We start from the raw sequence: 22,954 nt of genomic DNA, 5'->3' as shown, positions 1-22,954 counted from the left end.
TCGGGGCGCACCGGACAGGGAACCTCGCCGCAAACACGCGCGCGCGGCGGCGGTCGGAGAAACCGGATTTCAGAAGTTCGTTACCGGCCGCCGCCGGCCCTGACGTGAACGGGCGCTAGGAGCATCTGGTTCGCCGCGCCGGCGATGTCGCCGTCGCGGACCAAACGCCAAGCCCAGGCGAGATCTGGCCGCATCGCCCCTCGCCGAGGGGACTCCCGTCGGGAACGGCCCGCAGGCCGCACCCGCCGGTGACGGGACCGGCGCGCCAGGGATGGTCGCGCCGGACAGGGATCTCGCCGCCAACACGCGCAGGAGCGCAGCGGCAGCCGGAAAATCGACCCTCGGCCTCAGGCCGGGGGAAGGTTCTCGGAGATGTAGGGCGGCAGCTGGAAGCAGCCCACATGGATCTCCGGCGTCCAGTACCGGGTCTGGCCCAGGATGCCCGCGGCCTCGGCCCGCTTGCGGATCTCCTCGACCGACGCGCTGTACAGGCCCTTGGCCTTGGCGGCCCAGCCGAGCGTCATGTAGCCGCCCACATAGGTGGGGACGGCAGCCACATAGGCCCAGATGTCCGGGAAGAACTTGCCCCGGCGCAGGGAGGTTTCGCGCAGCTCGTCGGCCTGCATGAAGGGCACGCCGCACTGGTTCACGATCAGCCCGTTCTCCGAGAGGAGGCGGGCCGCGTTCTGGTAGAACTCGTCGGTGAAGAGCACCTCGCCCACGCCGATGGGGTCCGTGCTGTCCACGATCACCACGTCGAAGGAGCCGGCCGGCGCCTTGCGGACATAGTCGATGCCGTCGCCCACGATCACCTCGGCACGCGGGTCGTTCCAGGCGTCGCCGGCGATGCCGGGCAGGAACTCCTTGGCGAGCCGGATCACCTCGCCGTCGATCTCGACCATCACGGCCTTCTCGACATTGCGGTGCTGCAGCACGCGGCGGAGCACGCCGCCGTCGCCGGCACCGATGATCAGCACGCGCTTGGCCGCGCCATGCGCCAGTAGGGGCACGTGGGTCAGCATTTCCTGGTAGACGAACTCGTCGCGCTCGGTGATCTGGACCACGCCGTCGAGCAGCATCACCCGGCCATGCAGGTGGCTCTCGAAGATCATGATGTCCTGGAAGTCGCTCTTCACGCGCGCGAGTTCCCGCTTCACCAGGAAGCGCTGGCCCCATTCGGCGTAGAGGGTCTCGTTCACCCAGGAGTCGGTCATGGTCTCACCTCATCGGAAGGCGGGGGTCAGAAAGAAGAAGGGGCCGGACGTTGCCGCCCGGCCCCGTTCGAATCTAGCTCGGATCGATGTCAGCCGATCAGGCCGCGCTTGTGCTCGGCGAGCTGCACGCGCTCCGGCAGGAAGCCGCGCTTCAGCACCGGGATCGCCTTGTATGGGTCGCAATCGCCACAGACGAAGATGTCCAGGGCCGCGTAATCCCGCTCCGGCCAGGTGTGGATCGACACGTGGCTCTCGGCCAGCACCAGCACGCCCGACACCCCGCCATTGGGCGAGAAGTGGTGGAAGTGCCCGTGCAGGATCGTCGCACCCGTCGCGATCGCGCCCTCGCGCAGCACCGCATCGATGTGGCCGGGGTCGTCCAGGTTGGTGGCACCCCAGAGGTCGATGATCAGGTGCGTGCCGGCATAGCGGACGCCGTTGCGCTCGACGAAATAATCCTTCTGCTCAACCGCACCGTTGTCAGCCGAAGCATGAGTCGTCTGGGCGTCGCTCGGAAGAACGTCCGAGTTCATCCCCAGTCGGACGAGAGAGTCCATATCGGGTTCCCTTTCCCACCAGCAGATGACCAGGTGTATCGGCTGTGCGGCCACGGCGGCCGTCGGTTCGATCAGGTCAGCGGCGGGGGATATGGGGCAAGGGGGCCGGGGGGTCAAATGAAATTGGGCTTTTTCGCCCGTAAAAATCGCGGACCTCCCCCCCACCCCGCGCAAGACTCATCCTGCCCCGCGCGAGACGGTCCGCAATGGCTCCAGAACTTGGGGCGCGGCCCGGAACAACTCCAGTTCTCGTGCCAAGCGTGGGAGGTCCGCGAGGCCCCGCACCGGATCGGCGCTCAACGCGTCGAAGCCCCGCGCGAGCGCCGGCACCGTGATCCGTGAGCCGTAACGCGCCCGATGGGCCGCGAGACCCGCTTCGTCGCCCGCCATGGCGAGGATGGCCGCGAGGCTGACTGCGCTGCGTTGCTGGGCGTCGGCAAGCTCCCCCTCGGCCGGGACCGATGCCGCCAGATGGCGCGCGAGAACGGAGGCAGCCCCGGCGTAGTTGCGCTCTTCCAGCAGGAGTTCGGCCAGCGCCTGGTCGCCTGCAGGGCCCATCGCGCGAAGGGCCTCCGCCGCGAGTTCGCGATGGCCGCGCCGCGCCTCTGCCCGGGCGGCGAGAAGGCTCCGGCGCTCGACCAGCGGCAGCGGCAGGCGGGGTGCGGAGCTGGCGGCCAGGGCCGAAAGAGCGCCCTCCGCATCCCGTTCGCCCAGACGCAGCTCGGCAAGCCGCGCGCCGAGGCCCGCCCGCATGGCCCCTGGGGCGAGTCGTTCCATCGCGCGCCCCAGCAATGCCGAAGCGCGATCGACCAGATCCAGGCCGGCCAGGCCTTCCGACACCACGATCAGCGCCTCTTCTCCCGCACGGCCCTCGGGCAGCAGGTCGGGATGCGCATCGTAGAGGGCGGCGGCGCCCAGCGGTGGTTCGCTGCGGAGCGAGGCGAGGAAGGCGTCCTGGATAGGGCCGCGCAGGGCGGGGGCCCGTTCCGGGAACAGCGCCTCCGTCTCGCGCAGCAGGGCGAGGGCGGAACGCGCCTCTCCGGCCTCGCGCCGCAGGGCCGCGATGCGCTCGCGCGCGTCGATCTCTGGCGCGCCGCCGCGCCAGGCGAAAAGCGTCTGCTCCAGTTCCCGGGCGGCGCCCGAGGCATCCAGCCGGCCCGAGGCCAGCTTGAGTTCCGTGGCCCGGCGCAGCGCGCGTGCACGCATCAGCCTGTCCCGGCCCGAGGCGGCGGCCTCGTATAGCTCGATGGCGCGGGCCGGATTCCCTTCCGCCTCGGCGACCAGGGCCTGCGCCAGCGCAAAGGCAGGGTCGTCGCGCGTGCCGTCCATCAGGCGCCGGGCCGCGGCGGCCTCCCCGCCCTCGGCCAAGGCCTCCGCCGCAGCGGGCAGAAGCCGCCGGCGCAGCCCTTCCGGATAGGCGAGGAGGAGCGGCAGAGTGGCGATGAAACCCGGCGCCGCCACTGCCGGCTCTCCGCGCATGGCGGCACGCGCGGCGTGCCAGAGCCGCAATTCGTCGGAGGCCGGAAGCCCGGCGTCGAGGCCCCTGCCCTCCACCGTGCGCCCGGCCAGAAGCCCGGCCATCCCGTTCAGAACGTCCAGCCGCGGATCGCGCGCGGCCCGCGGGTTCTCCTGCAGCGCGAGGCGCAGCATCGCCTGCGCCTCCTGGGGCAGGCCGAGGGCGAGGAGGCTCTGCGCCGCGGCCAGCCGTGCCCCGGATCGGAGCTGCGGCGCGGCGGCGGCGATCTCGGCCTGTTGCGCGCGCAGGCGCTCGAGCAGCGCGGCCACCGGGAGCGACGGGAAATCGAAGCTTCGGCTCATGCTGGAAAGAATGGGCGCCGTGGCCAGCGCCGCATCCGCGACGGCAACCGTACCGCCTTCGATTCCCACCCAGAAGCGGTCCGGCGCCGAGCGCAGCCCGAGATGATCGGCGCGCGCCAGCACGGCGACGCCGAGAAAGGTTTCGAGCAGGTCGAACTCCGCAAGGCCGCGGGAAACCGCCTGCCGCGCATCGCCGCCCGAAACCGTGCCGACCATGAGGGGCAGGCCGGAGAGCGGATCCTCCAGCGTCACGACGCGCGAGGGGCGGGCGAGGAGCAGTGCCGCGCGCTCCGCCTCGAACTCCAGCCGGACGGGCGTGCCACCGCCACGCGGCGCCTCGGCAGTGAGCAGCCATTCGCCGTCGTCGCGGCGCAGGCTGAGCGCGCGCCCTTCCCGCAAGGGCCAGGTGATGATGGCAGCCGAGGGCACGGAACGCGCCTCGATCCCCACAAAGTCGGGATGGCGGGCGATGGGGCCGAACTCGATACGGCGATCCGTCTCGATCACCAGAAGCGCGAGGTCGCCCCGCCGCAGCACCGCCACCCCGGCGCCGATCGGCAGAGCGAAGCGAAGGACAGGCCCCTGCCCCGGCAACTCCGTGATTCGCGGGCGCAAGGGCAATGGGCCTACGGGCTCCGGCAAGGCAAGGCTGGCGGCGACAGGCACGGGCGGCGGCGCGGCCGGCGCCGGGGCCAGAAGCGGACGCGGGCCGGACACGCGCTCGGCCACCGGCGCCGCGGAAGTGGCGGGCGGCACCTCCGCAGCCACGGGTTGCGGCGCTGCGACGGGCTGCAAGCGCGGCAGATCGGCCACGATCACGCGCGGTGGCTCCGCCGGGACCGTCACGAGTGCCTGCGGCGGCGCGGCCACGATGATCTCCGGCGACGGCGGCGCGGGAAGAGGCAGGGGAAGCGGCTCGGGCCGTTGCACCTGCCGTTGCGGCGGAGGCGCCGCGGGCGCGGGCACCGCGGAGCCTTCGGCCGGGTCCATGAGATCCAACGCGACCTTCGGGCCATTGCGAAAGTGGCGCATCCGCGTGCCGGGGCGCAGCACCAGCTCCAAGCCGCCCTCTGCGCGGTTCACGGCGATCACGTTGCGCGGCAGCCGGCGCGCACCCGCCAGGTCGACCGCCTCCGCACGCGGAAAGCGCAGCAGCACGCGCTCGCCTTGTTGCTGCGCCTCGTAGCGCGGCGGTGCGGTCCAGTCGAAGACGATGCGGCCGAAGCCCGGATGATCGCCGGTGCGAACGCCCACGCGCTCCTGCGCCGAGACGGGTGCGGCCAGCAGCCATGACGCGATGACCCAGCCGGCGCGGCGCATCAGTCGAAGCTCGCCAGCAGCTTGTCGATATCCGCCTGGCTGGTGCCCGAGCCGGGAAGCTGCGGACCATTGGCCAGGGCGCGCCCTTCTGTCACCGGCGGCTCCGGGACCGGAGGCGGCAACTCGCCGTCACCGAAGCGCGCGATGACGGTGGCGACGCGGCTTTCGATGGCCTTGAGCGCCGAGACCACCTTGCCGATGCGCTGGCCCGTGATGTCCTGGAAGCTGCACGCCTCGTAGATGCGCGTGACGGCGGCGGCGAGCGCCTCGGCCTCGGAGGCGGGGACGCGCTTCTGCATGGCCTCCAGGCCCTCGCAGACGTCCAGGATCTCGTTGGTCGCGTTGGCCGTGTGCTCGACCACCGCGTCCAGCTCGTCCGTGGCGCGCGGGATGTGGCTGTCGTTGATGTCGTCCACGCGCAGCGCCGCGATCTCGCTCTTCGCGCGCTGCACCTCGCGGCCCAGCGCCTCCAGCTCCGACAGCAGCACGGCCTCGGTCGAGGTCATGTCGCCGGAGAGGCTGCCCAGCACCTCGCGCACCGCGCGCTCGATGAGGGCGGGGTTTCCGGCGTCATGCATGGACCAGCACCTTCTCGATCTTCTCGCGCAGCGTCTCGGCGTTGAAGGGCTTCACGATGTAGTTGGAGACCCCAGCCTGCTTCGCGGCCACCACGTTCTCCGTCTTGCTCTCGGCGGTGATCATGATGAAGGGCAAGTGCTTGAGCCGCGCATCGGCGCGCACCTCCTTCAACAGGTCGAGGCCCGTCATCGGCTCCATGTTCCAGTCGCTGATGACCAGGCCGAAATTGCCCGCGCGCAGCTTGGCCAGCGCCTCCGCCCCGTCCGTCGCTTCCTCGACATTGTCGAATTCCAGCTGCTTGAGCAGGTTGCGGATGATCCGCAGCATCGTCTTGTAGTCGTCGACGATGAGGACGTTCATGTTCTTGTCCATGGTCGGGCTGCGCTCCTTTTCGCGGCGGGGTGGGGATCAGTCGACCGGGCGGGCGCGATGGCGCGCGAGCTCGGAAGTCAGGATGCGGGCGCGCTCGGGGCGCATGGCAGCGAGCACCGGCGCGGCTTTCGCCTCGCGCATGCGGTCCACGACCTGGAGCAGCACGGGCATGTCGAGATCGTCGAAGATCGCCGCGGCGTCGCGCGGGCGCATGCCCTCGTAGAGGCGCACGAGTTGGCGCCAGCCCTGCTCCCCGCGCTCGTCGCGCTGGCGGGCCTCGGCCTCCAGCCGGGTTTGAAGGACCTTCAGCTCCTCCAGCCGGGCGGCGAGGCGGCGCTCCATCGCCTCGGCCATCATCTCGCGCTCAGCCATCGCGGTGGCGCGGGCTTCGAGCTCGGCACGGCGGGCGCGCAGCGATTCCAGGACAGCGCGCTCCGCCACGACATCGGGCGCGGGATAGGCGGGAGAAATGGGCGTGCTCGGGTTGGGGGTGCCGGAACTGGCCTGGGCCGGAGGCGGCGCGGCGGCGGGCGGCGTCGCACTGGCTTGCGCCGTCATGGGCAGGAGGCGGGGCGGCAGGCGGAAGAAGGGCTCGATCTTCACCCCCAGCAGCGCGAGCATGCCGAGCAGGGCGAGCGGCAGAAGGCGAGGCCGCATCAGCGCAGGCCCAGGGCGCGAATGAGCTCGCGTTCCGCCTCGCTGCGCGGCTGCGGCGCGCCGGGCGCGGCAGCCGAGGCCAGAGGCCTCGCCGCCTGGACCCCTGCCTCGAGCCTGTCGGCCAGCTTCTCGGCCCGCTCCAGCAGGTAGCGCAAATCATCGCGGATCGCCTCTGCGGCCGTGATGCGTTCCGACACCTCGCGCCCCGCGCCCTCCGTGCCGGCACGCAGGCGTTGCAACGCGCCCTCCGCCTGGCGCGAGGCATCGGCCAGGCCATGGGCGCCCTGCTCCAGCGCCACGCGATCGGCCCTCAGCGCCCGCAGCATGCGGTCCAGCCGCCAAGCCACGGGCAGCGTCACGGCCAGCAGGCCGATGACAGCCAGCTGAATGCCCCATTCCAGCGCGGTCACGACATCAGCTCCGCAACCAGGGCGCGCGTGACCGGGCGCAGCTGGTTAGAGATGCGGACCGCCTGCCGGTTCTCCATCCTTCCGTACTCGCCCTCGAAGAGCCGCACCTGGCCGCATTGCAGCCGCACGGGCGCGCCCGGCGCGGCGTTGAGCGTGATGCGGTCCCCGGGCTTCAGCGCCAGCACCGAAGAAAGCGGCATTGCCTGCTCGTCCAGCACGACGTCGAGCGAGATGTCCGTATGGCGCAGCTGTTCGGCGAGGTGGGTTTCCCAGATGCTGTCGCGGCCGAACTTCTCGCCCATGAATTGCTGCAGCAGCAACTCGCGCACCGGCTCCAGCGTCGCATAGGGCAGCAGCAACTCCAGCTTGCCGCCGCGATCCTCCATATCGATGCGCAGCCGCGTCAGCACGCAGGCATTGGACATGCGCGAGATGGCGGCGAAGCGGGGGTTCACCTCCAGCCGCTCGAAGGCGAACTCGACCTCCGTGATGGGGGCGAAGGCATCGCCCAGATCCTTGAGCACGACGCCGATCAGGCGCTCGACCAGCGTGCGCTCAATGGTGGTGTAGGGCCGCCCTTCGATCCGCATGGCCGCCGTGCCGCGCCGCCCGCCCAGCAGCACGTCCACGACCGAGTAGATCATGGAGCTGTCGACCACGATCAGCCCGAAATTGTCCCACTCCTCCACCTTGAAGACGGCCAGCATGGCGGGCAGCGGAACGCTGTTCAGGTAGTCGCCAAAGCGCTGGCTCGCGATGCTGTCGATCGAGACCTCGACATTGTCGGAAGTGAAGTTGCGCAGGGTGGTCGAGAGGATGCGCACCAGCCGGTCGAAGATGATCTCCAGCATCGGCAGGCGCTCGTAGGAGACGAGGCCCGAATGGATTATCCGCTCCACGCCGGTCTTGCCGGCGGCGCCGCTGCCGTCATCCGTCTCGAAGCCCAGAAGACTGTCGATCTCGGCCTGGTTCAGCACGCGCATGGCATCTGGCGCCGGGGCGGCCGGGGCGCTCGCTTCCTCGTCCAGCGCCGCGCCCCAGGCAGCGGCGAGGTCGTCATCCTCCTCCGCGCTCATTGCACGAGGATCTCCGTGAAGAGCACGTCGGTGACGCGGGCTGGGGCCACGACGATATTGGCGCGGGCGATCAGCTCCTCCCGCAAGCGGTGCGTGCCGGCGCTGCCGCGCAGCTCCTCGGGCCGCATCTCGCGCAGATAGGTGGTGAAGAGGTCCACGAGGCGGGGCATGGAGGCCTGGAGCGCCGCCGCGTCAGGCGCTGCCGAAACCTCCATCTGGCTCTTGAGGCGAATGAAGCTGCGCCGGCCGGGCGCGTTCAGGTTGGCGGTAATATCCGGGATCGTCACGAAGACGGGCTGGCGCGGCGCGGACTGAACTTCGGCCTGCACCGCCGGCGGTGGCTGCATCCCGAGCAGTGCGGGCAGGATGCCGCCGAACCACAGGCCCGCCCCGGCACCACCCAGCACCAGGGGCACCGCGAGCAGGATCAGCCGCTTCTTCTTGCTGCGTTTGGCGTCCGCGCCACCGGGCGCGCCGCCGGATGCCTCCGATGCCATGCACCTCACCCTTCTGGTTTCCGGTGCAATGTCGGACGACGGGGTTAACGAAGGCTTGCAACGGCGCGAATTGCCGCCACCCGGCATTCATTGCCGCCGGGCACCGGCATTCCCTGCCGCTTTCGCCCGCCCGGGGCTGGCACGCCGCTTGCCCCTGCCCTCGTGCAGGACGCCCCTGACGGAGCAAGCATGGACAGCCCGGGTTACATCATCCTCTCCCGCCTCTCGGCGCAGATGCGCGCGAGCAGCGTGGCGGCGAACAATCTCGCCAATGCGGAGACGCCGGGCTTCCGGGCCAGCCGGCCCGTCTTCTCCGAGCTCGTCACGCGCCAGAACGGCGTGGGCGCGCAGGGGCGCAACGCCGCCTATTCCTGGGACCGCGCGACCTGGCGGGACCTGACGCCCGGTCCCATCACCACGACGGGGAACCCGCTGGATGTCGCGATCCAGGGCAGCGGCTACTTCGCCATCGAGACGCCGGGCGGCGAGCGCTACACGCGCGCCGGGCGCTTCACGATCTCGGCGGAAGGGCGGCTCGTGGACCAGCAGGGAAATGCCGTGCTGAACGTGAATTCCCAGCCCATCGCCATCGCCGCCGGCGACGCGCGGATCGAGATCCGCGGCGACGGCACCATTCGCAGCGAGAACGGCGTCATCGGCCAGCTGCGCATCGTCCGCTTCGAGGACGAGCAGGATCTGCGCGCCGAGGGCGACCGCCTTTTCGACGCCGGGGGCCAGGAGGCCGAGGCCGTGGCCCGCCCCAGCCTCGTGCAGGGCGCCGTCGAGGGCAGCAACGTCCGCTCCGTCACGGAGATGACGCGCATGATGGCGGAGCTCCGCGAATTCCAGATCGCCTCCCAGTTCCTGGACCATGAGGGCGAGCGCCAGCAGAGCGCCATCGATCGCCTGCTTCGCCGCCGCAGCTGAGGATCACGCCATGCGCTCACTTCACATCGCCGCCACGGGCATGCTCGCCCAGCAGACCAATGTCGAGGTGATCTCGAACAACCTCGCGAACATGAGCACGACGGGCTTCAAGCGCCGCCGCGCCGAGTTCCAGGACCTGATCTACCAGAACCTGCGCCGCGTCGGCTCGCAGAGTAGCGACACGGGCAGCGTGCTGCCCTCCGGCGCGCAGCTTGGCCTCGGCGTGCGGACGGCCGCGATCTACCGCGTGGCGGAACAGGGCAACCTGCAGCAGACCGAGAACCGCTTCGACATCGCGATCCGCGGCAACGGCTATTTCCAGATCCAGCTTCCCTCCGGCGAGACAGCCTATACGCGGGACGGTACCTTCGCGCTGAGCCCGGAGGGCGTGATCGTGACGGCGGAAGGCTTCGTGGTGCAGCCCGGCATCACCATTCCCGCCGCCGCGCGCGACGTGACCATCAATGCCAGCGGCGAGGTGCTGGCGAGCCTGGACGGCCAGATCGCGCCGCAGAATGTGGGGCAGATTCAGACCGCCATCTTCGCCAACGAAGGCGGGCTGGAGGCGATCGGCGACAACCTCTTCCTGGCCACGCCGGGCTCCGGCCAGGCGCAGATCGCGGCCCCGGGCCAGCCGGGGCACGGCGCCGTCTCGCAGGGCTTCGTGGAAGGCAGCAACGTGAACACGGTGCAGGAGATCACGGCCCTCATCACCGCCCAGCGGGCCTATGAGATGAACAGCCGCGTCATCACCGCCTCCGACTCCATGCTCGAGACGCTGACGAGGCTGCGCTGATGCTGCGCCGCTCCCTTCTCGCCCTCGGCGCGCTGGCCGCCGCGCCCGCCCGCGCCGCCGAGCCCGCCCTGCTGCGACCGCATGTGCTGCTGGACGGCGAGACGCTGCGCCTCTCCGACCTCTTCGAGAATGCGCCCGACATCGCGCTCGCCCCCGCGCCGGCGCCGGGGCGCCGCATGGTACTGGAGGCCGCGAACCTCTGGAATCTCTCGCGCCGCCACAACCTCGGCTGGCGGCCGCTGACACCGCATGACCGCGCGGTGGTGGAGCGCGCCGGCCGTCAGGTGCCGCGCCAGGACATCGAGGCCGCCCTGCGCGAGGAGCTGGCGCGCCAGGGCATCGACCCCGAGATGGAGGTGGAGCTGCCGGGCTTCGTGCCGCCCATGATCCCTGCGGCTTCCTGGTTCCAGGTGGCGGCCGAGGCGGTAACGGTGGAGCAGCCGAGCCTCCGCTTCCAGGCCACGCTCGTCGTGCTGGCGGATGGCATGGGCGCGCAGCGCATGCGGCTGGCAGGGCGTGCCTCGCCCACCGTGCCCGTCGTCGTCGCCACGCGGCGGCTGGCGCTGGGCGAGGTGCTGGGCCCTGCCGATGTCCGGCTGACCCGCCTGCGCGCGGAACGCGTGCGGCCGGGCCAGGCCCAGCAGGCCGAGCAGGTGGTGGGGCAGGAATTGCGGCGCCCGATGGCGGCCGACCAGGCCTTCGCACTCGTCGATCTCGGCCCGCCCTCCATCGTGGGCAAGAACGCGCTGGTGACGCTGCTGCTGGACGCACCGGGCATCACCCTCACCGCCCAGGGCCGCGCGCTGGAGGCTGCCGCGCGCGGCGCGACCGTGCCGGTCATGAACCTCGCGAGCCGCAGCATCGTGGAAGGAGTGGCCATCGCACCGGGACGCGTGCGGGTGGCGATGGGCGCCGTTCCGGTGGCCGGCCGATGAGGGCCGCGCTGCTCCTGCTGCTCGCGCTCTCGGCCTGTGGGCAGGCGGAAAGGCTCTCGCGCGTGGGCCGCGCACCCGATATGTCGCCGGTCACGAACCCCACGGAGGACCCACGCTGGCGGCCCGTGACCATGCCCATGCCTGCCCCGCAGGAGGCGCCGCCGCTCAACAACTCGCTCTGGCGGCCCGGCAGCAGCACCTTTCTGCGCGACCAGCGCGCCGCCCAGGTGGGCGACCTGCTGACCATCCTTGTCTCCATCCAGGACACGGCGCAGCTCCAGAACCGCACCCAGCGCAGCCGCAACGGGACCGAGGCCATGGGCGTGCCCAACATGTTCGGCCTGGAGACCCAGGCGGGCCGCCTGCTGCCGCGCGGCGCCAACCCCGCCGCCCTCATCAACACCAACGGCACGGGCGCCAGCGATGGCAACGGCACGGTGAACCGGCAGGAGCAAGTGACGCTGCGCCTCGCCGCCACCGTCTCGCAGGCGCTGCCGAACGGGAACATGGTCGTCATGGGCCGGCAGGAAGTGCGCGTGAATAACGAGTTGCGCGAGCTTGCCGTCCAGGGCGTGGTCCGGCCCCAGGATATCGCGAGCGACAACACGATCCGCCACGACAGGCTGGCCGAGGCCCGCATCTCCTATGGCGGGCGGGGCTCGCTCTCGGATCTGCAGCAGCCGCGGCTGGGCCAGCAGCTCATCGACATCTTGTCGCCCTTCTGATCGGCGCTACCCTGGGTGAATCGGGGGAGACGCACAGATGGACGAATTCGATTATGTCATCGTGGGATGCGGCGCGGCCGGATCCCTGCTGGCGGCCCGCCTCAGCGAGGACCCCGCCGTCAGCGTCTGCGTGCTGGAAGCGGGCCCGAAGGACCGCAACCCCTTCATCCACATCCCCGCCGGCTTCATCAAGACACTGAAGGACCCCGCCGTCACCTGGCAGTTCAGCACTGAGCCGACCGAGCGCACGGGAGGCCGGCGGATCGCGACGGTCCAGGGGCGCACGCTGGGCGGCGGCTCCTCGGTGAACGGCATGATCTACAATCGCGGCCAGCCCGGCGACCTCGACCATTGGGCCCAGCTCGGCAACCGCAACTGGGGCTACGCCGACAGCCTTCCCTACTACCGCCGCACGGAAAAGCGCATCGGCTTCGGCGACGACGCCAAGCGGGGCCGCACCCAGGGCATTCCGGTCACGGACATGGACTGGATCCATCCTCTATCGGAGGCCTTCATCGCCGGCTGCGTCGGCATGGGGATTCCGCGCAACCCGGACTACAACAGCGGCGACCAGGCGGGCGTGGGCTATTTCCAGCGCGCGATCCTGAAAGGCAAGCGCGTCAGCGCCTATCGCGCCTTCCTTCACGACGCTCTGAGCCGGCCGAATCTCTCGCTGCGGACGAATGCGCGGGCCAGCACGGTGGTGCTGGAGGGCAAGAAGGCCGTCGGCGTGCGCTACATCTCAGAGCGCGGCGGCGCCGCCACCGAGGTGCGCGCGCGGCGCGAGGTCATACTTTCCGGCGGTACCGCCAATACCGCACGGCTGCTCCAGGTCTCGGGGATCGGGCCGTCCTGGATCGCGCAGAAGCTCGGCATCGAGGTCAAGCACGAGCTCGCCGGCGTGGGCGAGAATTTCCGCGACCACTATGCCAGCCGCTTCGTGATGCGCGCCAAGACCGGCGTCGAGACGCTGAACGAGCTCTCGCGCGGCCTGAAGCTCGGCAACCAGATCCTGCGCTGGGGCACGGGGCGGGACAGCATCCTGGCCACCGCGCCCTCCCACGTGCATGTCTTTTGGAAGAGCTTCGAGGGGCTCGACCAGCCGGACCTGCAATGCGTCTTCACGCCGGGCTCCTATAAGGAGGGCATGGTCTATGTGCTGGACGACTATGCCGGCATGACCGCGGGCGCCTGGCAGCACCGGCCCGAAAGCAAGGGCTGGGTCCGCGCCCGCAGCACCGATGTCTTCGAGGACCCGGAGCTGCAGCCCAACTACCTCTCCGACGAAATGGACCGCCGCGTGCATATCGGCGGCATGCGCCTGCTGCGCCGGATGCTCTCGACGCCCGAGCTGGCGCCCTTCGTGGACACGGAGACCCTGCCCGGCCGGGACGTCCAGACCGACGACGAGCTGCTGCACTTCGCCTTCAAGAACGGCAGCACGACCTACCACCTGATCGGCACGGCGAAGATGGGCCCCGCGACCGACCCGATGGCCGTCGTGGACGACCGGCTGCGCGTGCATGGGCTCCAGAGCCTGCGCGTGGTGGACGCCTCGATCATGCCGTCCATGACCAGCGCCAACACCTATGCGACGACGCTGATGATCGCGGAGAAAGCGAGCGACTTCATCCGCGGTCGGGAGCTGGAGTCGGCGGCCGCGGCGTAGCACGCCGTGGTCGGCCCTCGCTTCACGACGGCGGTGGTCGCGGCCCAGGTGCTGGCGCAGATCGGCACCTTCACCCTCCCGGCCCTACTGCCCGGCTTCATCATGCGATGGTCCCTCTCGGGTGCCGAGGCGGGCTGGCTGATCGGGGCCTTCTTCGCGGCCTACGTCGCAGCAGTGCCAGTGCTTGTCGCGTTGACGGACCGGGTTCCGGCACGGCGCATCTATATGCTGGGCACCGGGCTGACGGCGCTCTCGCATCTCGGCTTCGTGCTGATCGCGGATGGCTTCTGGAGCGCGCTCGTGCTGCGCCTCATAGCCGGGGCCGGCTGGGCCGGTTGCTACATGCCCGGTCTGAAGGTGCTGGCCGACCGGCTCGAAGGTGCGGAACAGGCGCGCGCCGTCGGATTGCACGCCGCCGGCGTGGGTGTGGCGGGCGCCGCCTCCTTCGCGGTGGCTGGCGCCCTCGATGTCCTGGCCGGGCCGGCCGCGGCGTTTATCTTCGGCGCGGTGGCGGCCATGATGGCCTTCGCGATCGGCGCGATGGCCATGCCCCGCCAGGCGCCTGAGACCGCGGCCGGGCGTTCTCCGGCCGCGCTGCTCGACTTCCGGCCCGTGCTGCGCAACCGCGCGGCCATGGCCTGGATCGCCGGCTACACGGTCCATACCTGGGAGCTTGCGGCGCTGCGGGCCTGGGGCGTGACTTTTCTCGCCTTCGTCATCGCCCGGCACGGCGCGTCATCCTGGTTGCCGGGCCCGAGCGCGATCTTCACCGCGGCGGGCCTTCTGGGCATCGCCGTTTCGCTGACCGGAAACGAGGTGGCGCAGCGCTTCGGGCGGATGCGGGTGGTCACCGTGGCCACGGGGACGGCCGCGGTCCTCGCCCTGGTCACCGGTGGCTCCGCGCTCGTTTCGGCCCCGCTAGCGGCGCTTTGCGTGCTCACCTGGAATGCCGCGATCTACCTCGACAGCTCCGCCCTGACAGCCGGCACGGTGCAGGCAGCGGAGAAGGAGCGGCGAGGCGCCACCATGGGGCTGCACAGCATGTGCGGCTACGCGGGCGGGTTCCTAGGGCCGATCATCGTCGGCGTCGCGCTGGATTTCGCCGGGCCCGACAACGCCGTGGGATGGGCCCTGGCCTTCGGACATCTGGCGCCGGTGACGCTCGCGGGGCTCTGGCTGGTGCGGCGCCTCGGCGGCGGCCGCTGAGCACCGTTCAGTTCGCGGCCGCGATGGCCCCCAGCTCCTCCAGGTCGAGATCGTGCTCCAGCTCATGGAGCGTCTCGTCGTCGATCTCGCCCGCGCGGTGCAGCCGCACCAGCTCTGCCCTGCCGGCCGCGATGGCGGCGCGGACCACGGCGTAGTGGGCCTGGAGGTTTGGCGCCATCTCGGTCTCTCGGCCGACATAACGCTCGGAAATCGCGGCACGGCGCTGATAGGTGTTGAGCAGCTGCGGATGGATAAGCTGGCCCTCGACGTCATAGGCCATCCGCTCGACCACCTTCAGCTGCGCCTGCCCGATGGCGCATTCAGCATCGGACATCGTCATGCGCGGCCGGGCGTCGGCATGATCGGAAACGCCCAGCCAGCGGATGACGAGGCCGAGGGTGGTGCCTTGCACCAGCACCGTCACCAGGATGACCGCGAAAGCTGTCACCATCATGAAGTCGCGGCCCGGCATCGCCTCCGGCAAGCTCAGCGCCACCGCCAGCGTGACCACGCCCCGCATGCCCGCCCAGCCGATCACCGTCGAGGCGCGGGGCCCGAGCGGCGACTTGTCCGTGAGACCGGTGCGCTTGGCCGCGAGGATCACCGCATCCGAGGCGAAGAGCCAGACGAAGCGGGCCAGGGTCATGGCGAGGATGATCATCCCGGCCGGCCAGGCCATCTGGTTCCAGACCACCTCCCACCCCCCGACGCGCTCCAGCACGCCGCGCAAGGAGAAGCCGATCAGGATGAAGACCGCCGCCTCCATCAGGAAGACCATCACGTCCCAGAAGGAAGAGCCGCGGATGCGCCGGCTCGCGTTCAGCACGACGTGCTGGTACCAGCCCGCGACCAGCCCCGCCGTCACGGTCGCGATGACGCCCGAGACGTGGACCATCTCCGCGGAGAGATAGGCCGTCCAGCAGATCAGGACGGAGCTCGCGATCACGAGATCGTCCTCGTCGAGGCGCCGGACCAGCAGCATCCAGATGCCCGCCACGGCGGCGCCGACCACCGCGCCGCCCAGGGCCAGGATCGCGAAGCTCGCCGCGGCCTCGCCGGCGGAGAAGGCCCCCGTCAGCGTCGCGGCGACGGCGAAGCGGAAGAGCACCAGGCCCGTCGCGTCGTTCAGCAGGCTCTCGCCTTCGAGCAGCGTCATCACGCGGCGCGGCAGCCGCACGCTTTGCAGCACCGCGCGCGCCGAGACCGCATCGGGCGGCGAGACGATGGCCCCCAGCGCCACGCAAGCCCACCAGGGAAGCTGCGGCAGCAGGAGATGCGCGGCGAAGGCCACGACCAGCGTCGTGAAGATCACGGCGCCGACGGCCAGGGAGAGGATGCCGATGAGATGCCGGCGGAAGGGCGCGATGGCCGTCATCCACGCGCCGTCCATCAGCAAGGGCGGCAAGAAGATGACCAGGACCAGTTCGGGGTCGATGGAGACAGCCGGCATGCCCGGCAGGAGCGCCATGGCCGACCCGCCGGCGAGGAGAGCGACGGCCGGCGGCAGCATCAGCCGGCGCGCCACATAGTGCAGCACGATGATCGCCAGGAACATGGCGATCACCAGTTCAAAGATCTCCGCGCCGTGGCCGTGCATGCTGTGTTCCTCGCTCCGGCGCCTACCGCGCCGCGAGTTCCTTCTGAACGATGGAGACGAAGCAGCTGGCGCCGATCGGCAGCAGGTCGTCGTTGAAATCGTAGCGGCCGTTATGCACCGGGACGGCATGGCTGCCATCCGCACCCGCCTGGCCGAGCAGCAGGAAGGCGCCGCCCGGCGAGGCGTTCAGCATGTAGGAGAAGTCCTCGCCTGCGGTCAGGGAGGGCAGGTCGTCCTTGATCCCCTCCGGGCCTACGATGGCGGCCGCGGCCTCGCTGGCCAGGCTCGACTGGTCCGGCGTGTTGATGGTGGGCGGGTAGGAACGGCGGTAGTCGAGCTCCAGCTCCAGCCCGTGGGCCGCGGCCGTGCCGCGCACCATGTCCTGGAACAGGTCGTCCATCTGTTTGCGATTCTCGGGCGTCAGCGTGCGGATGGTGCCGCGCATCTCCACCTCCTCGGGCAGGACGATGTCCGAGGTTCCGGCATGGAACTGGCCGATGCTGAGGACCGCCGTGCTGTGCGGGTTCATCCGGCGGCTGACCAGGGATTGCAGCGCGCTGTAGAGCTGGGTGGCGCCGGGCAGCGGGTCTAGACCACGATGCGGCTCGGCCGCGTGGCTGCTGCGGCCTTTCAGCTTCACCGAGAAATAGTCCACGGCAGCGAGCACCGTGCCAGGCCGGATCGCGACCACGCCCAGCGGCAGCTGCGGCAGGTTGTGGATGCCGTAGACCGCGTCGCAGGGGAAACGCTGGAACAGCCCGTCCTCCACCATGGCGAGGGCGCCCGTCAGCCCCTCCTCCGCTGGCTGGAAGATGAAGTGGACGGTGCCCGAGAAGTCCCGTGTCGCGGCCAGGTGCTTCGCGGTGCCGAGCAGCATGGTCGTGTGCCCGTCATGCCCGCAGGCGTGCATGCGGCCCGCATTCTGGCTGCGATGGGCGAACTCGTTCAGCTCCGGCATGGGCAGCGCGTCCATATCGGCGCGCAGGCCGATGCTGCGGTTGCCCGGATGCTTGCCGCGCAGGACGCCCACCACGCCGGTCTTGCCGAGGCCCCGGTGCACCTCGATGCCCCAGGATTCCAGCTTCTCGGCAACGATGCCGCTGGTCCGGACCTCCTCGAACCCGATCTCGGGATGGGCGTGGAAATCGCGGCGCCAATCCGTCATTTCGGGCTTCAGCGCGGCGATGGCATCGAGGATGGGCATGGCGGTCTCCTTCAGTCGATGCGGCTCTGGGTCCCCGGGCCGGGGCGGCGGTACTCTCGCATGCCGAAACGGCGGTTGTCGCCGGGGCGCAGCCGCATGTCCTGCCGCAGAGCGGTGAAGGGGAGCGTTGCCGGGTCGGCCACCACGGGGCCCGGGGCGGCGGCGACCAGGACCTTCTCCGCGATAGGCTGGAAATGCGCGCGGAAATGCACGCTCGACTTCACGGCCAGGATCTTCTGCTCCGTCGGCTCGATGCCGATGTGCTGGAACATCGACTGGTCGTGCGCCTGCATCTTGCGGCTGACGATGACGACGCGCACGCCGCCGATACGCAGCAGCGCCGAGGGGCCGAGATCGGCCGGGTTTCCCTTCCCCATCGGGCCGGTCAGCGTGAACTTGCCGTCGCCCAGGCGCTCGACGACGCCGGTCACTTCCAGGGGCGCGCCATCGCTCTTGCCGCCGAGGGCGATCGTCACGGTGGCGCCTTCGCCCGCCGCGTGGCAGGCGAGCGCAGCCTCGGCATCGTTCATCGGTGCGATGACGGCGCCCTGCGCGTCCTGGCGGATCAGCTCGGCCAGCAGACCGGTCGTGTCGCCATGGCCGCCGCCGCCCGGATTATCCTGCGTATCGGCGATCACCACCGGCTTGCCGGCGTTGGAGGCGATGCGGATGGCCTCGCCCACCGCTTCCGGCGCTTCCTGTACACCGCCGACGAAGGCGCTCTCCAGCCCCGCGATGTGCTTGGCCAGGCCGTCCGCGGCCTCGGCCGCTGCCTCCTTCGTCTCGGCATAGGCGGCGATGGCCTGGCCGCAGCCGGGGAAATCCGCATAGGGAAAGCCGAAGCAATAGGCGAGCTCGACAGCGCCCTTCTCCAGCTCCAGCCGCTTGGCCATCACGCCCGCCATGGGCTCGACCATCGTGCACTGGCTGGTGATGGGAATGAGGAAGTCGAGCTCGCGGAACTCCATTGCCCAAGGCTTGCGGCGCGCGATGCGCTGAAGCAGCAGCGCCATCGCGCGACGGCCCACGGCCAGCATGTCGACATGCGGATAGGTGCGGTAGGGCACGATGACATCGGCGAGCTCAGCCATATGCCGCGTCATGTTGGCATGCGGGTCGAGCGTGATGGAGAGCGGCATGTCCTTGCCCACCACGGCGCGGACGCGCCGCATCAGCTCGCCTTCCGCATCGGGGAAATCCTCGCTGACCATGGCGCCATGCAGGTCGAGGAAGACGCCGTCGAGCGGGCCGTCCTCGATGGCCTTGGAGAGTTCGGCCACGATCATGGCGCTGATCCGCTCGAAGGCCTCGCGCGTCACCGGGCCGGCGGGCTGGGCGAAGCACCAGGTGAGCGGGGCAACGCTCGCCCCGTTCGCCTCCGCCTCGGCAATGGCGCCGGCGGCGCAGACGGAGGTGCCCTTCAGCCGGGCCAGCATCTCGGGCGCGCGCAGAAGCGGCGGGAGGCCGCCAGGCTGGAGGAAGTTCTCCCAGCGCGTGGGTACGGGGGCGAAGGAGTGGCTTTCATGCAGGAAGCCGGCGACGGCGATACGCATCCTATTGTTCCTCGGAATTCGCTGTGGCGATGACGGCATCGGCCAGCACGCGCAGTCCCTTCTCCGCCCATTCGCGGGAGATGGACTCGCTGGGGTGGTGGCTGATCCCACCATGGCAGGGGATGAAGAGCATGACGGCGGGCATACGGGCCGCCGCGTGATAGGCATCGTGGCCGGCGCCGGAGAGCATGTCGCGATGGCTCGCGCCATGGCGGTCCGCCGCCTCGCGCAGCCGGCCCGCAAGCGCCTCGTCGAAGACGACGGCCGGGAAGGACCAATAGGGCTCGCGCTTCACCTCCACCTGCCGGCGGAGCGCGATGCCAGTCATGGCGGCATCCGCCTCCGAGAGCAGCCTGGCCAGCACCTCGTCCGCCGGGTGGCGGTATTCGAAGGCGAAGCGCGCCCCGCCGGGGACGACGCCATCCGCGCCGGGGTCGGCCATGAAACGGCAGACGGTCATGCGGCCTTCGGGCGCGATGCGGTAGAGGATGGCCTCGCCGGCGGCGATCATCTCCGCCGCGGCAAGGACGGCGTCCCGCCGCATCTCCATGGGCGTGGTGCCGGCATGGCTCGTCTCGCCGGTGACAGTGACGAGCGCGCGCTCGGTGGCGTAGCCGCCGGTGACGATGCCAAGGTCATAGCCCTCGGCCTCCAGCACGGGACCCTGCTCGATATGGGCCTCGAAATAGGCGACGGCATCCTGGAGAGCGGTGGGCTCGGCCGCGCCGTCCCAGCCCGTGGCCTTCAGCGCATCGCCGTAACGCTCGCCATCGTCGAGCGCCCGCCGGTCCAGCACCTCGGCCTCGGAGAGCACGCCCATGGCGCCGGCGGCGCCGATCATGGAAGGGCTGAAGCGGCATCCCTCCTCGCTCGTCCAGTTCACCAGGATGATGGGCGCCTCGGTGACGAGGCCGCTCTCATGCAGCGCATGCAGGATCTCGAGCCCCGCCAGCACGCCATAGGGGCCGTCGAACTTGCCGCCGCTGGGCTGGGTGTCGAGATGGCTGCCGACCAGCACGGGCTTGCGGCCCGGGTCCCGCCCTTCCCGCCGCAGCGCCATGTTGCCCAGGCGATCCACGGTAACGGCCAGCCCGATCTCCTCGCCCCAGCGCTTCAGCAGGGCACGCGCCTCGCCGTCCAGCGCGGACAGCGCCGGGCGGTTGTTGCCGCCGCCCGGGATGGGGCCGATCTTCGCCAACTCCATCAGCCGGTCCCACAGACGGTCCGGGGAAAGCGGCAGGTTCACGGCTTGACGAGACCCGCGGTGGCGAGCGCCGCATCGGCCAGCACCTGCAGGCCCGCAGTCGCCCATTCCGGCGTGATGCTCTCGGCCTCGTTGTGGCTGAGCCCGCCATGGCAGGGGCAGAAGACCATCACCGTCGGCACCTTGCGGGCCATGTAGACCGCGTCGTGGCCGATGCCGGTCGGAATGTCGCGCCACTTCAACCCGCGCGCCGTCGCGCCATCGCGGGCGCGCTGGACAAGATCAGGATCGAAGCGCGTGTTCGGCGAGTGCCAGAAGTTGGTAACCGTGATCTTCACGCCGCGCGCGCTCGCCAACTCCTCCGCCTTCGCCTTCAGCTTGGCCTCCATCGAGGCCAGGCAGTCCGGATCGCCGTGACGCATGTCGATGGTGAAGAAAACGCGGCTGGGCGCGATGTTCCGGCTGGAGGGATAGATGTCGACCACGCCCACAGTGCCGCGCCCCGGCTCGCCGGCGGGCGAGACGGTCGTAAGCGCGATCTCTTCCACGGCCGCGATCAGCGGCGCCGCCGCCATCATCGCATCGCGCCGCCCGGCCATGGGGGAGCCGCCATGGGCTTCCTCGCCCTCCAGCACCACCTCGAACCAGCTCTGGCCGAGCGCATGGGTGACGATGCCGACGTCGAAGCCCTCGTCCTCCAGGATCTTGCCCTGCTCGATGTGCAGCTCGAGGTAGTGGCCGACCTTCTGCAGATCGGCGGGATCGGCCGTGCCCTGCCAGCCGATGCGCTTCAGCTCCTCGCCGAAGACGGCGCCGTCGAAAGAGGTCTTCGCCAGCACCTCCGCCTCGCTGAAGATGCCCATGGCCGCGCCACTGCCCATCATGGGGGGCGAGAAGCGCGCGCCCTCCTCATTCGTCCAGTTGATGAGCAGCATAGGCGCCTCGGTCTCGGCGCCGGCCTCGTGCAGCGCGCGCATGATCTCGAGGCCCGCGAGCACGCCCAGCACGCCATCGTACTTCCCACCCGTCGGCTGGGTGTCGAGATGGCTGCCGATGGCCACCGGCGGCAGCGACGGGTTCCGTCCCTCGCGGCGGAAGACCATGTTGCCGAGGCGGTCCACGCTCAGCGTCAGGCCGGCCGCCTCGCCCCACTTCTGGAACAGCGCGCGGCCTTCCGCATCGACATCCGTCAGCGTCTGCCTGTTGCAGCCGCCCTTGGGCGTTCCGCCGATCTTCGCCATCTCCATCAGGCTGTCCCAGAGGCGGGCTCCCGACAGAGGCAGGTTGGTCTGGCTCATGCGCTCTCCACTCCACACCACGTTGCCATGCTCAGCGCGATGGTGCGCGTGACGTTGTGGATGCTTTCGATCGCCACGCTCTCGTCGATGCCGTGCACCTCCTGCGCGTCCGGCCCGAAGACGAAGGCCGGCGTGTCCTGGTAGAGCTTGAAGTGGCGCGCATCCGTCAGGCCCAGGATCGACACGCCCGGCAGTTCCGCACCCGTCGCCTCGGCGTAGCTGCGGCGGACGGTCATCGCGATCGGATCATCGGTGGAGAGCGTGCAGGCATCCGCCATGAAGCCCTTGAACTCCAGCTTCACCTGCGTGCCGCGCAGCCGCTCGTCGCTGGCCGCTTTCGCCACCAGCGCTTCGATATCCGCGCGAACCTGGCTCGCCGGATAGCCGAGCATCACGCCGACACGCATGCCGATGCGGCAGCGCGTGGCGACGGAGCTATTCCACTCTCCCCCCTCGATCGTGCCGAAATTCACGTTGATCGGGTGGTTGTGACCGTGGAAGGCGGCATGGACGTTCTCGGCGCGGTTGCGCTCAGCCTCGTAGTCCTTGAACGCGCCGGCGATGATGTTCGCCGCCTCGATGGCGTTGATGCCGGCCTGCATGCGGCTGACATGCGCCGGCCGGCCGCTGACCGTGACCCAGGCCCAGACCACGCCGACCTCGGCCGTGTAGAAGCCGTCCCGGCCCGGGCCGGATTCGGGGATGATGACGCCGTCGGCCTTCGGGAGGGCCAGCATGGTCGCCAGCGCACCATTGCCCGTGCATTCCTCCTCGATCACGGCCTGGAGCTGCACCTCCGCCGCCGGTTGCAGCCCCGCGCGCTTCAGGGCGAGGAAGGCCATGTTGTAGGCGATGACGCCCGCCTTCATGTCCCCTGCCCCACGGCCATAGACCCGGCCGTCGCGGATGGTCGGCTCATAGGGCGGCGTCTCCCACATGTCGGCCGCGCCCTCGGGCACCACGTCGATATGGCCCTGCAGGACCAGGCTGCGGCCCTTCGTGGTCTTCGGACGATGAATGGCGGCGACGTTGTCGCGCCCTTCGTAGGAGATCAGCGGCAGCGAGAAGCCGGGATGATCCTTGAGCTTCTCCGGCACGGTGGGCACGCGGAAGGGCGAGAGGCCGAGATGGCGATAGATCCGCTCCATCTCGTGAAGGGCCGAGGCCTCGTTGCCAAGGGTGGATGGGCAGCGAACCAGGCGGAAGAGCCAGTCCAGCGTCTCCTCGCGCAGCGAATCAGCGGCCTCGAGGATGGCGCGGCGCGCGCCGGGATCAAGCGATGTCATGCGCCGCAGCATGGCCAGCGGCCGGCGTGGTTGTCCAGGCCGCCCCGGCGCGCT

21 protein-coding genes are annotated in these 22,954 nt (G+C 70.3%); 6 read left to right on the top strand and 15 right to left on the bottom strand.

What is annotated here, in order from left to right:
- Positions 1-347 precede the first annotated feature (347 nt).
- The 9 genes from speE to WJM96_RS17590 all read right to left on the bottom strand — a co-directional run bounded on the left by speE (position 348) and on the right by WJM96_RS17590 (position 8,500).
- On the bottom strand, positions 348-1,214 hold the full coding sequence (gene speE / locus WJM96_RS17630; protein ID WP_424813845.1) for a polyamine aminopropyltransferase: 867 nt from the start codon (positions 1,212-1,214) through the stop codon (positions 348-350).
- An 89-nt stretch (positions 1,215-1,303) separates the two neighbouring features.
- The gene (gene speD / locus WJM96_RS17625; protein WP_424813844.1) at positions 1,304-1,771 is read right to left on the bottom strand and encodes an adenosylmethionine decarboxylase; all 468 of its coding nucleotides are present in this window, start codon (positions 1,769-1,771) and stop codon (positions 1,304-1,306) included.
- A 177-nt stretch (positions 1,772-1,948) separates the two neighbouring features.
- Entirely contained in the window at positions 1,949-4,909 is a 2,961-nt protein-coding gene (locus WJM96_RS17620; RefSeq protein WP_424813843.1) for a hypothetical protein, read from the bottom strand.
- Positions 4,909-5,487 carry a protein phosphatase CheZ gene (locus WJM96_RS17615; RefSeq protein WP_424813842.1) on the bottom strand — a complete coding sequence of 193 codons (579 nt, stop codon included), beginning with the start codon at positions 5,485-5,487 and terminating at the stop codon, positions 4,909-4,911. Before WJM96_RS17615 ends, WJM96_RS17620 begins: the two co-directional genes overlap by 1 nt.
- The gene (locus tag WJM96_RS17610) at positions 5,480-5,860 is read right to left on the bottom strand and encodes a chemotaxis response regulator CheY (RefSeq protein WP_424813841.1); all 381 of its coding nucleotides are present in this window, start codon (positions 5,858-5,860) and stop codon (positions 5,480-5,482) included. Before WJM96_RS17610 ends, WJM96_RS17615 begins: the two co-directional genes overlap by 8 nt.
- 36 nt (positions 5,861-5,896) lie before the next feature.
- On the bottom strand, positions 5,897-6,517 hold the full coding sequence (locus WJM96_RS17605; protein ID WP_424813840.1) for a MotE family protein: 621 nt from the start codon (positions 6,515-6,517) through the stop codon (positions 5,897-5,899).
- The gene (locus tag WJM96_RS17600; protein WP_424813839.1) at positions 6,517-6,927 is read right to left on the bottom strand and encodes a DUF6468 domain-containing protein; all 411 of its coding nucleotides are present in this window, start codon (positions 6,925-6,927) and stop codon (positions 6,517-6,519) included. The genes WJM96_RS17605 and WJM96_RS17600 overlap by 1 nt, the downstream gene beginning before the upstream one ends.
- Positions 6,924-8,003, bottom strand: a complete 1,080-nt coding sequence (fliM, locus tag WJM96_RS17595) for a flagellar motor switch protein FliM (protein WP_424813838.1) — start codon at positions 8,001-8,003, stop codon at positions 6,924-6,926. Before fliM ends, WJM96_RS17600 begins: the two co-directional genes overlap by 4 nt.
- On the bottom strand, positions 8,000-8,500 hold the full coding sequence (locus WJM96_RS17590) for a flagellar basal body-associated FliL family protein (protein ID WP_424813837.1): 501 nt from the start codon (positions 8,498-8,500) through the stop codon (positions 8,000-8,002). The genes fliM and WJM96_RS17590 overlap by 4 nt, the downstream gene beginning before the upstream one ends.
- 189 nt (positions 8,501-8,689) lie before the next feature.
- Here WJM96_RS17590 and flgF point away from each other — a divergent pair, with 189 nt between their 5' ends.
- Genes flgF through WJM96_RS17560 form a run of 6 tightly spaced genes read left to right on the top strand, consistent with a single transcriptional unit; the run spans position 8,690 to position 14,758 of the window.
- On the top strand, positions 8,690-9,427 hold the full coding sequence (flgF, locus tag WJM96_RS17585) for a flagellar basal-body rod protein FlgF (RefSeq protein WP_424813836.1): 738 nt from the start codon (positions 8,690-8,692) through the stop codon (positions 9,425-9,427).
- 10 nt (positions 9,428-9,437) lie between these two features.
- Positions 9,438-10,223 carry a flagellar basal-body rod protein FlgG gene (flgG, locus tag WJM96_RS17580; protein WP_424813835.1) on the top strand — a complete coding sequence of 262 codons (786 nt, stop codon included), beginning with the start codon at positions 9,438-9,440 and terminating at the stop codon, positions 10,221-10,223.
- Positions 10,223-11,158 (top strand): flagellar basal body P-ring formation chaperone FlgA, encoded by a 936-nt coding sequence (gene flgA / locus WJM96_RS17575; protein ID WP_424813834.1) that lies wholly within the window; start codon positions 10,223-10,225, stop codon positions 11,156-11,158. The genes flgG and flgA overlap by 1 nt, the downstream gene beginning before the upstream one ends.
- Positions 11,155-11,883 (top strand): flagellar basal body L-ring protein FlgH, encoded by a 729-nt coding sequence (gene flgH / locus WJM96_RS17570; RefSeq protein ID WP_424813833.1) that lies wholly within the window; start codon positions 11,155-11,157, stop codon positions 11,881-11,883. The genes flgA and flgH overlap by 4 nt, the downstream gene beginning before the upstream one ends.
- Positions 11,884-11,920: 37 nt before the next feature.
- On the top strand, positions 11,921-13,552 hold the full coding sequence (locus WJM96_RS17565; protein WP_424813832.1) for a GMC family oxidoreductase: 1,632 nt from the start codon (positions 11,921-11,923) through the stop codon (positions 13,550-13,552).
- A 6-nt stretch (positions 13,553-13,558) separates the two neighbouring features.
- Entirely contained in the window at positions 13,559-14,758 is a 1,200-nt protein-coding gene (locus WJM96_RS17560) for an MFS transporter (RefSeq protein WP_424813831.1), read from the top strand.
- A 7-nt stretch (positions 14,759-14,765) separates the two neighbouring features.
- On the opposite strand, the gene WJM96_RS17555 is transcribed toward WJM96_RS17560, so the two are convergent.
- From WJM96_RS17555 to WJM96_RS17530, 6 genes are read right to left on the bottom strand one after another with little or no spacing between them, the layout of a single operon-like run.
- Positions 14,766-16,355, bottom strand: coding sequence for a Na+/H+ antiporter (locus WJM96_RS17555; protein ID WP_424813830.1), 1,590 nt, complete (start codon positions 16,353-16,355; stop codon positions 14,766-14,768).
- A gap of 22 nt (positions 16,356-16,377) precedes the next feature.
- On the bottom strand, positions 16,378-17,559 hold the full coding sequence (locus tag WJM96_RS17550) for a M20 aminoacylase family protein (RefSeq protein WP_424813829.1): 1,182 nt from the start codon (positions 17,557-17,559) through the stop codon (positions 16,378-16,380).
- An 11-nt stretch (positions 17,560-17,570) separates the two neighbouring features.
- Positions 17,571-19,112, bottom strand: a complete 1,542-nt coding sequence (locus WJM96_RS17545; protein WP_424813828.1) for a M81 family metallopeptidase — start codon at positions 19,110-19,112, stop codon at positions 17,571-17,573.
- A gap of 1 nt (position 19,113) precedes the next feature.
- A complete protein-coding gene (locus tag WJM96_RS17540; protein ID WP_424813827.1) occupies positions 19,114-20,358 on the bottom strand; it encodes a M20 family metallo-hydrolase in 1,245 nt (414 codons plus the stop codon).
- Complete coding sequence (locus WJM96_RS17535) at positions 20,355-21,614, bottom strand: Zn-dependent hydrolase (protein ID WP_424813826.1); 1,260 nt, start codon at positions 21,612-21,614, stop codon at positions 20,355-20,357. Before WJM96_RS17535 ends, WJM96_RS17540 begins: the two co-directional genes overlap by 4 nt.
- Entirely contained in the window at positions 21,611-22,900 is a 1,290-nt protein-coding gene (locus WJM96_RS17530) for an ArgE/DapE family deacylase (protein WP_424813825.1), read from the bottom strand. The genes WJM96_RS17535 and WJM96_RS17530 overlap by 4 nt, the downstream gene beginning before the upstream one ends.
- Positions 22,901-22,954 lie beyond the last annotated feature (54 nt).

The organism is Roseococcus sp. YIM B11640, assembly GCF_049727625.1.
Classification (GTDB): domain Bacteria; phylum Pseudomonadota; class Alphaproteobacteria; order Acetobacterales; family Acetobacteraceae; genus Roseococcus.
The sequence above is the reverse complement of the archived record's forward strand: the minus strand, read 5'-3'. Positions and strand labels throughout refer to the sequence as shown.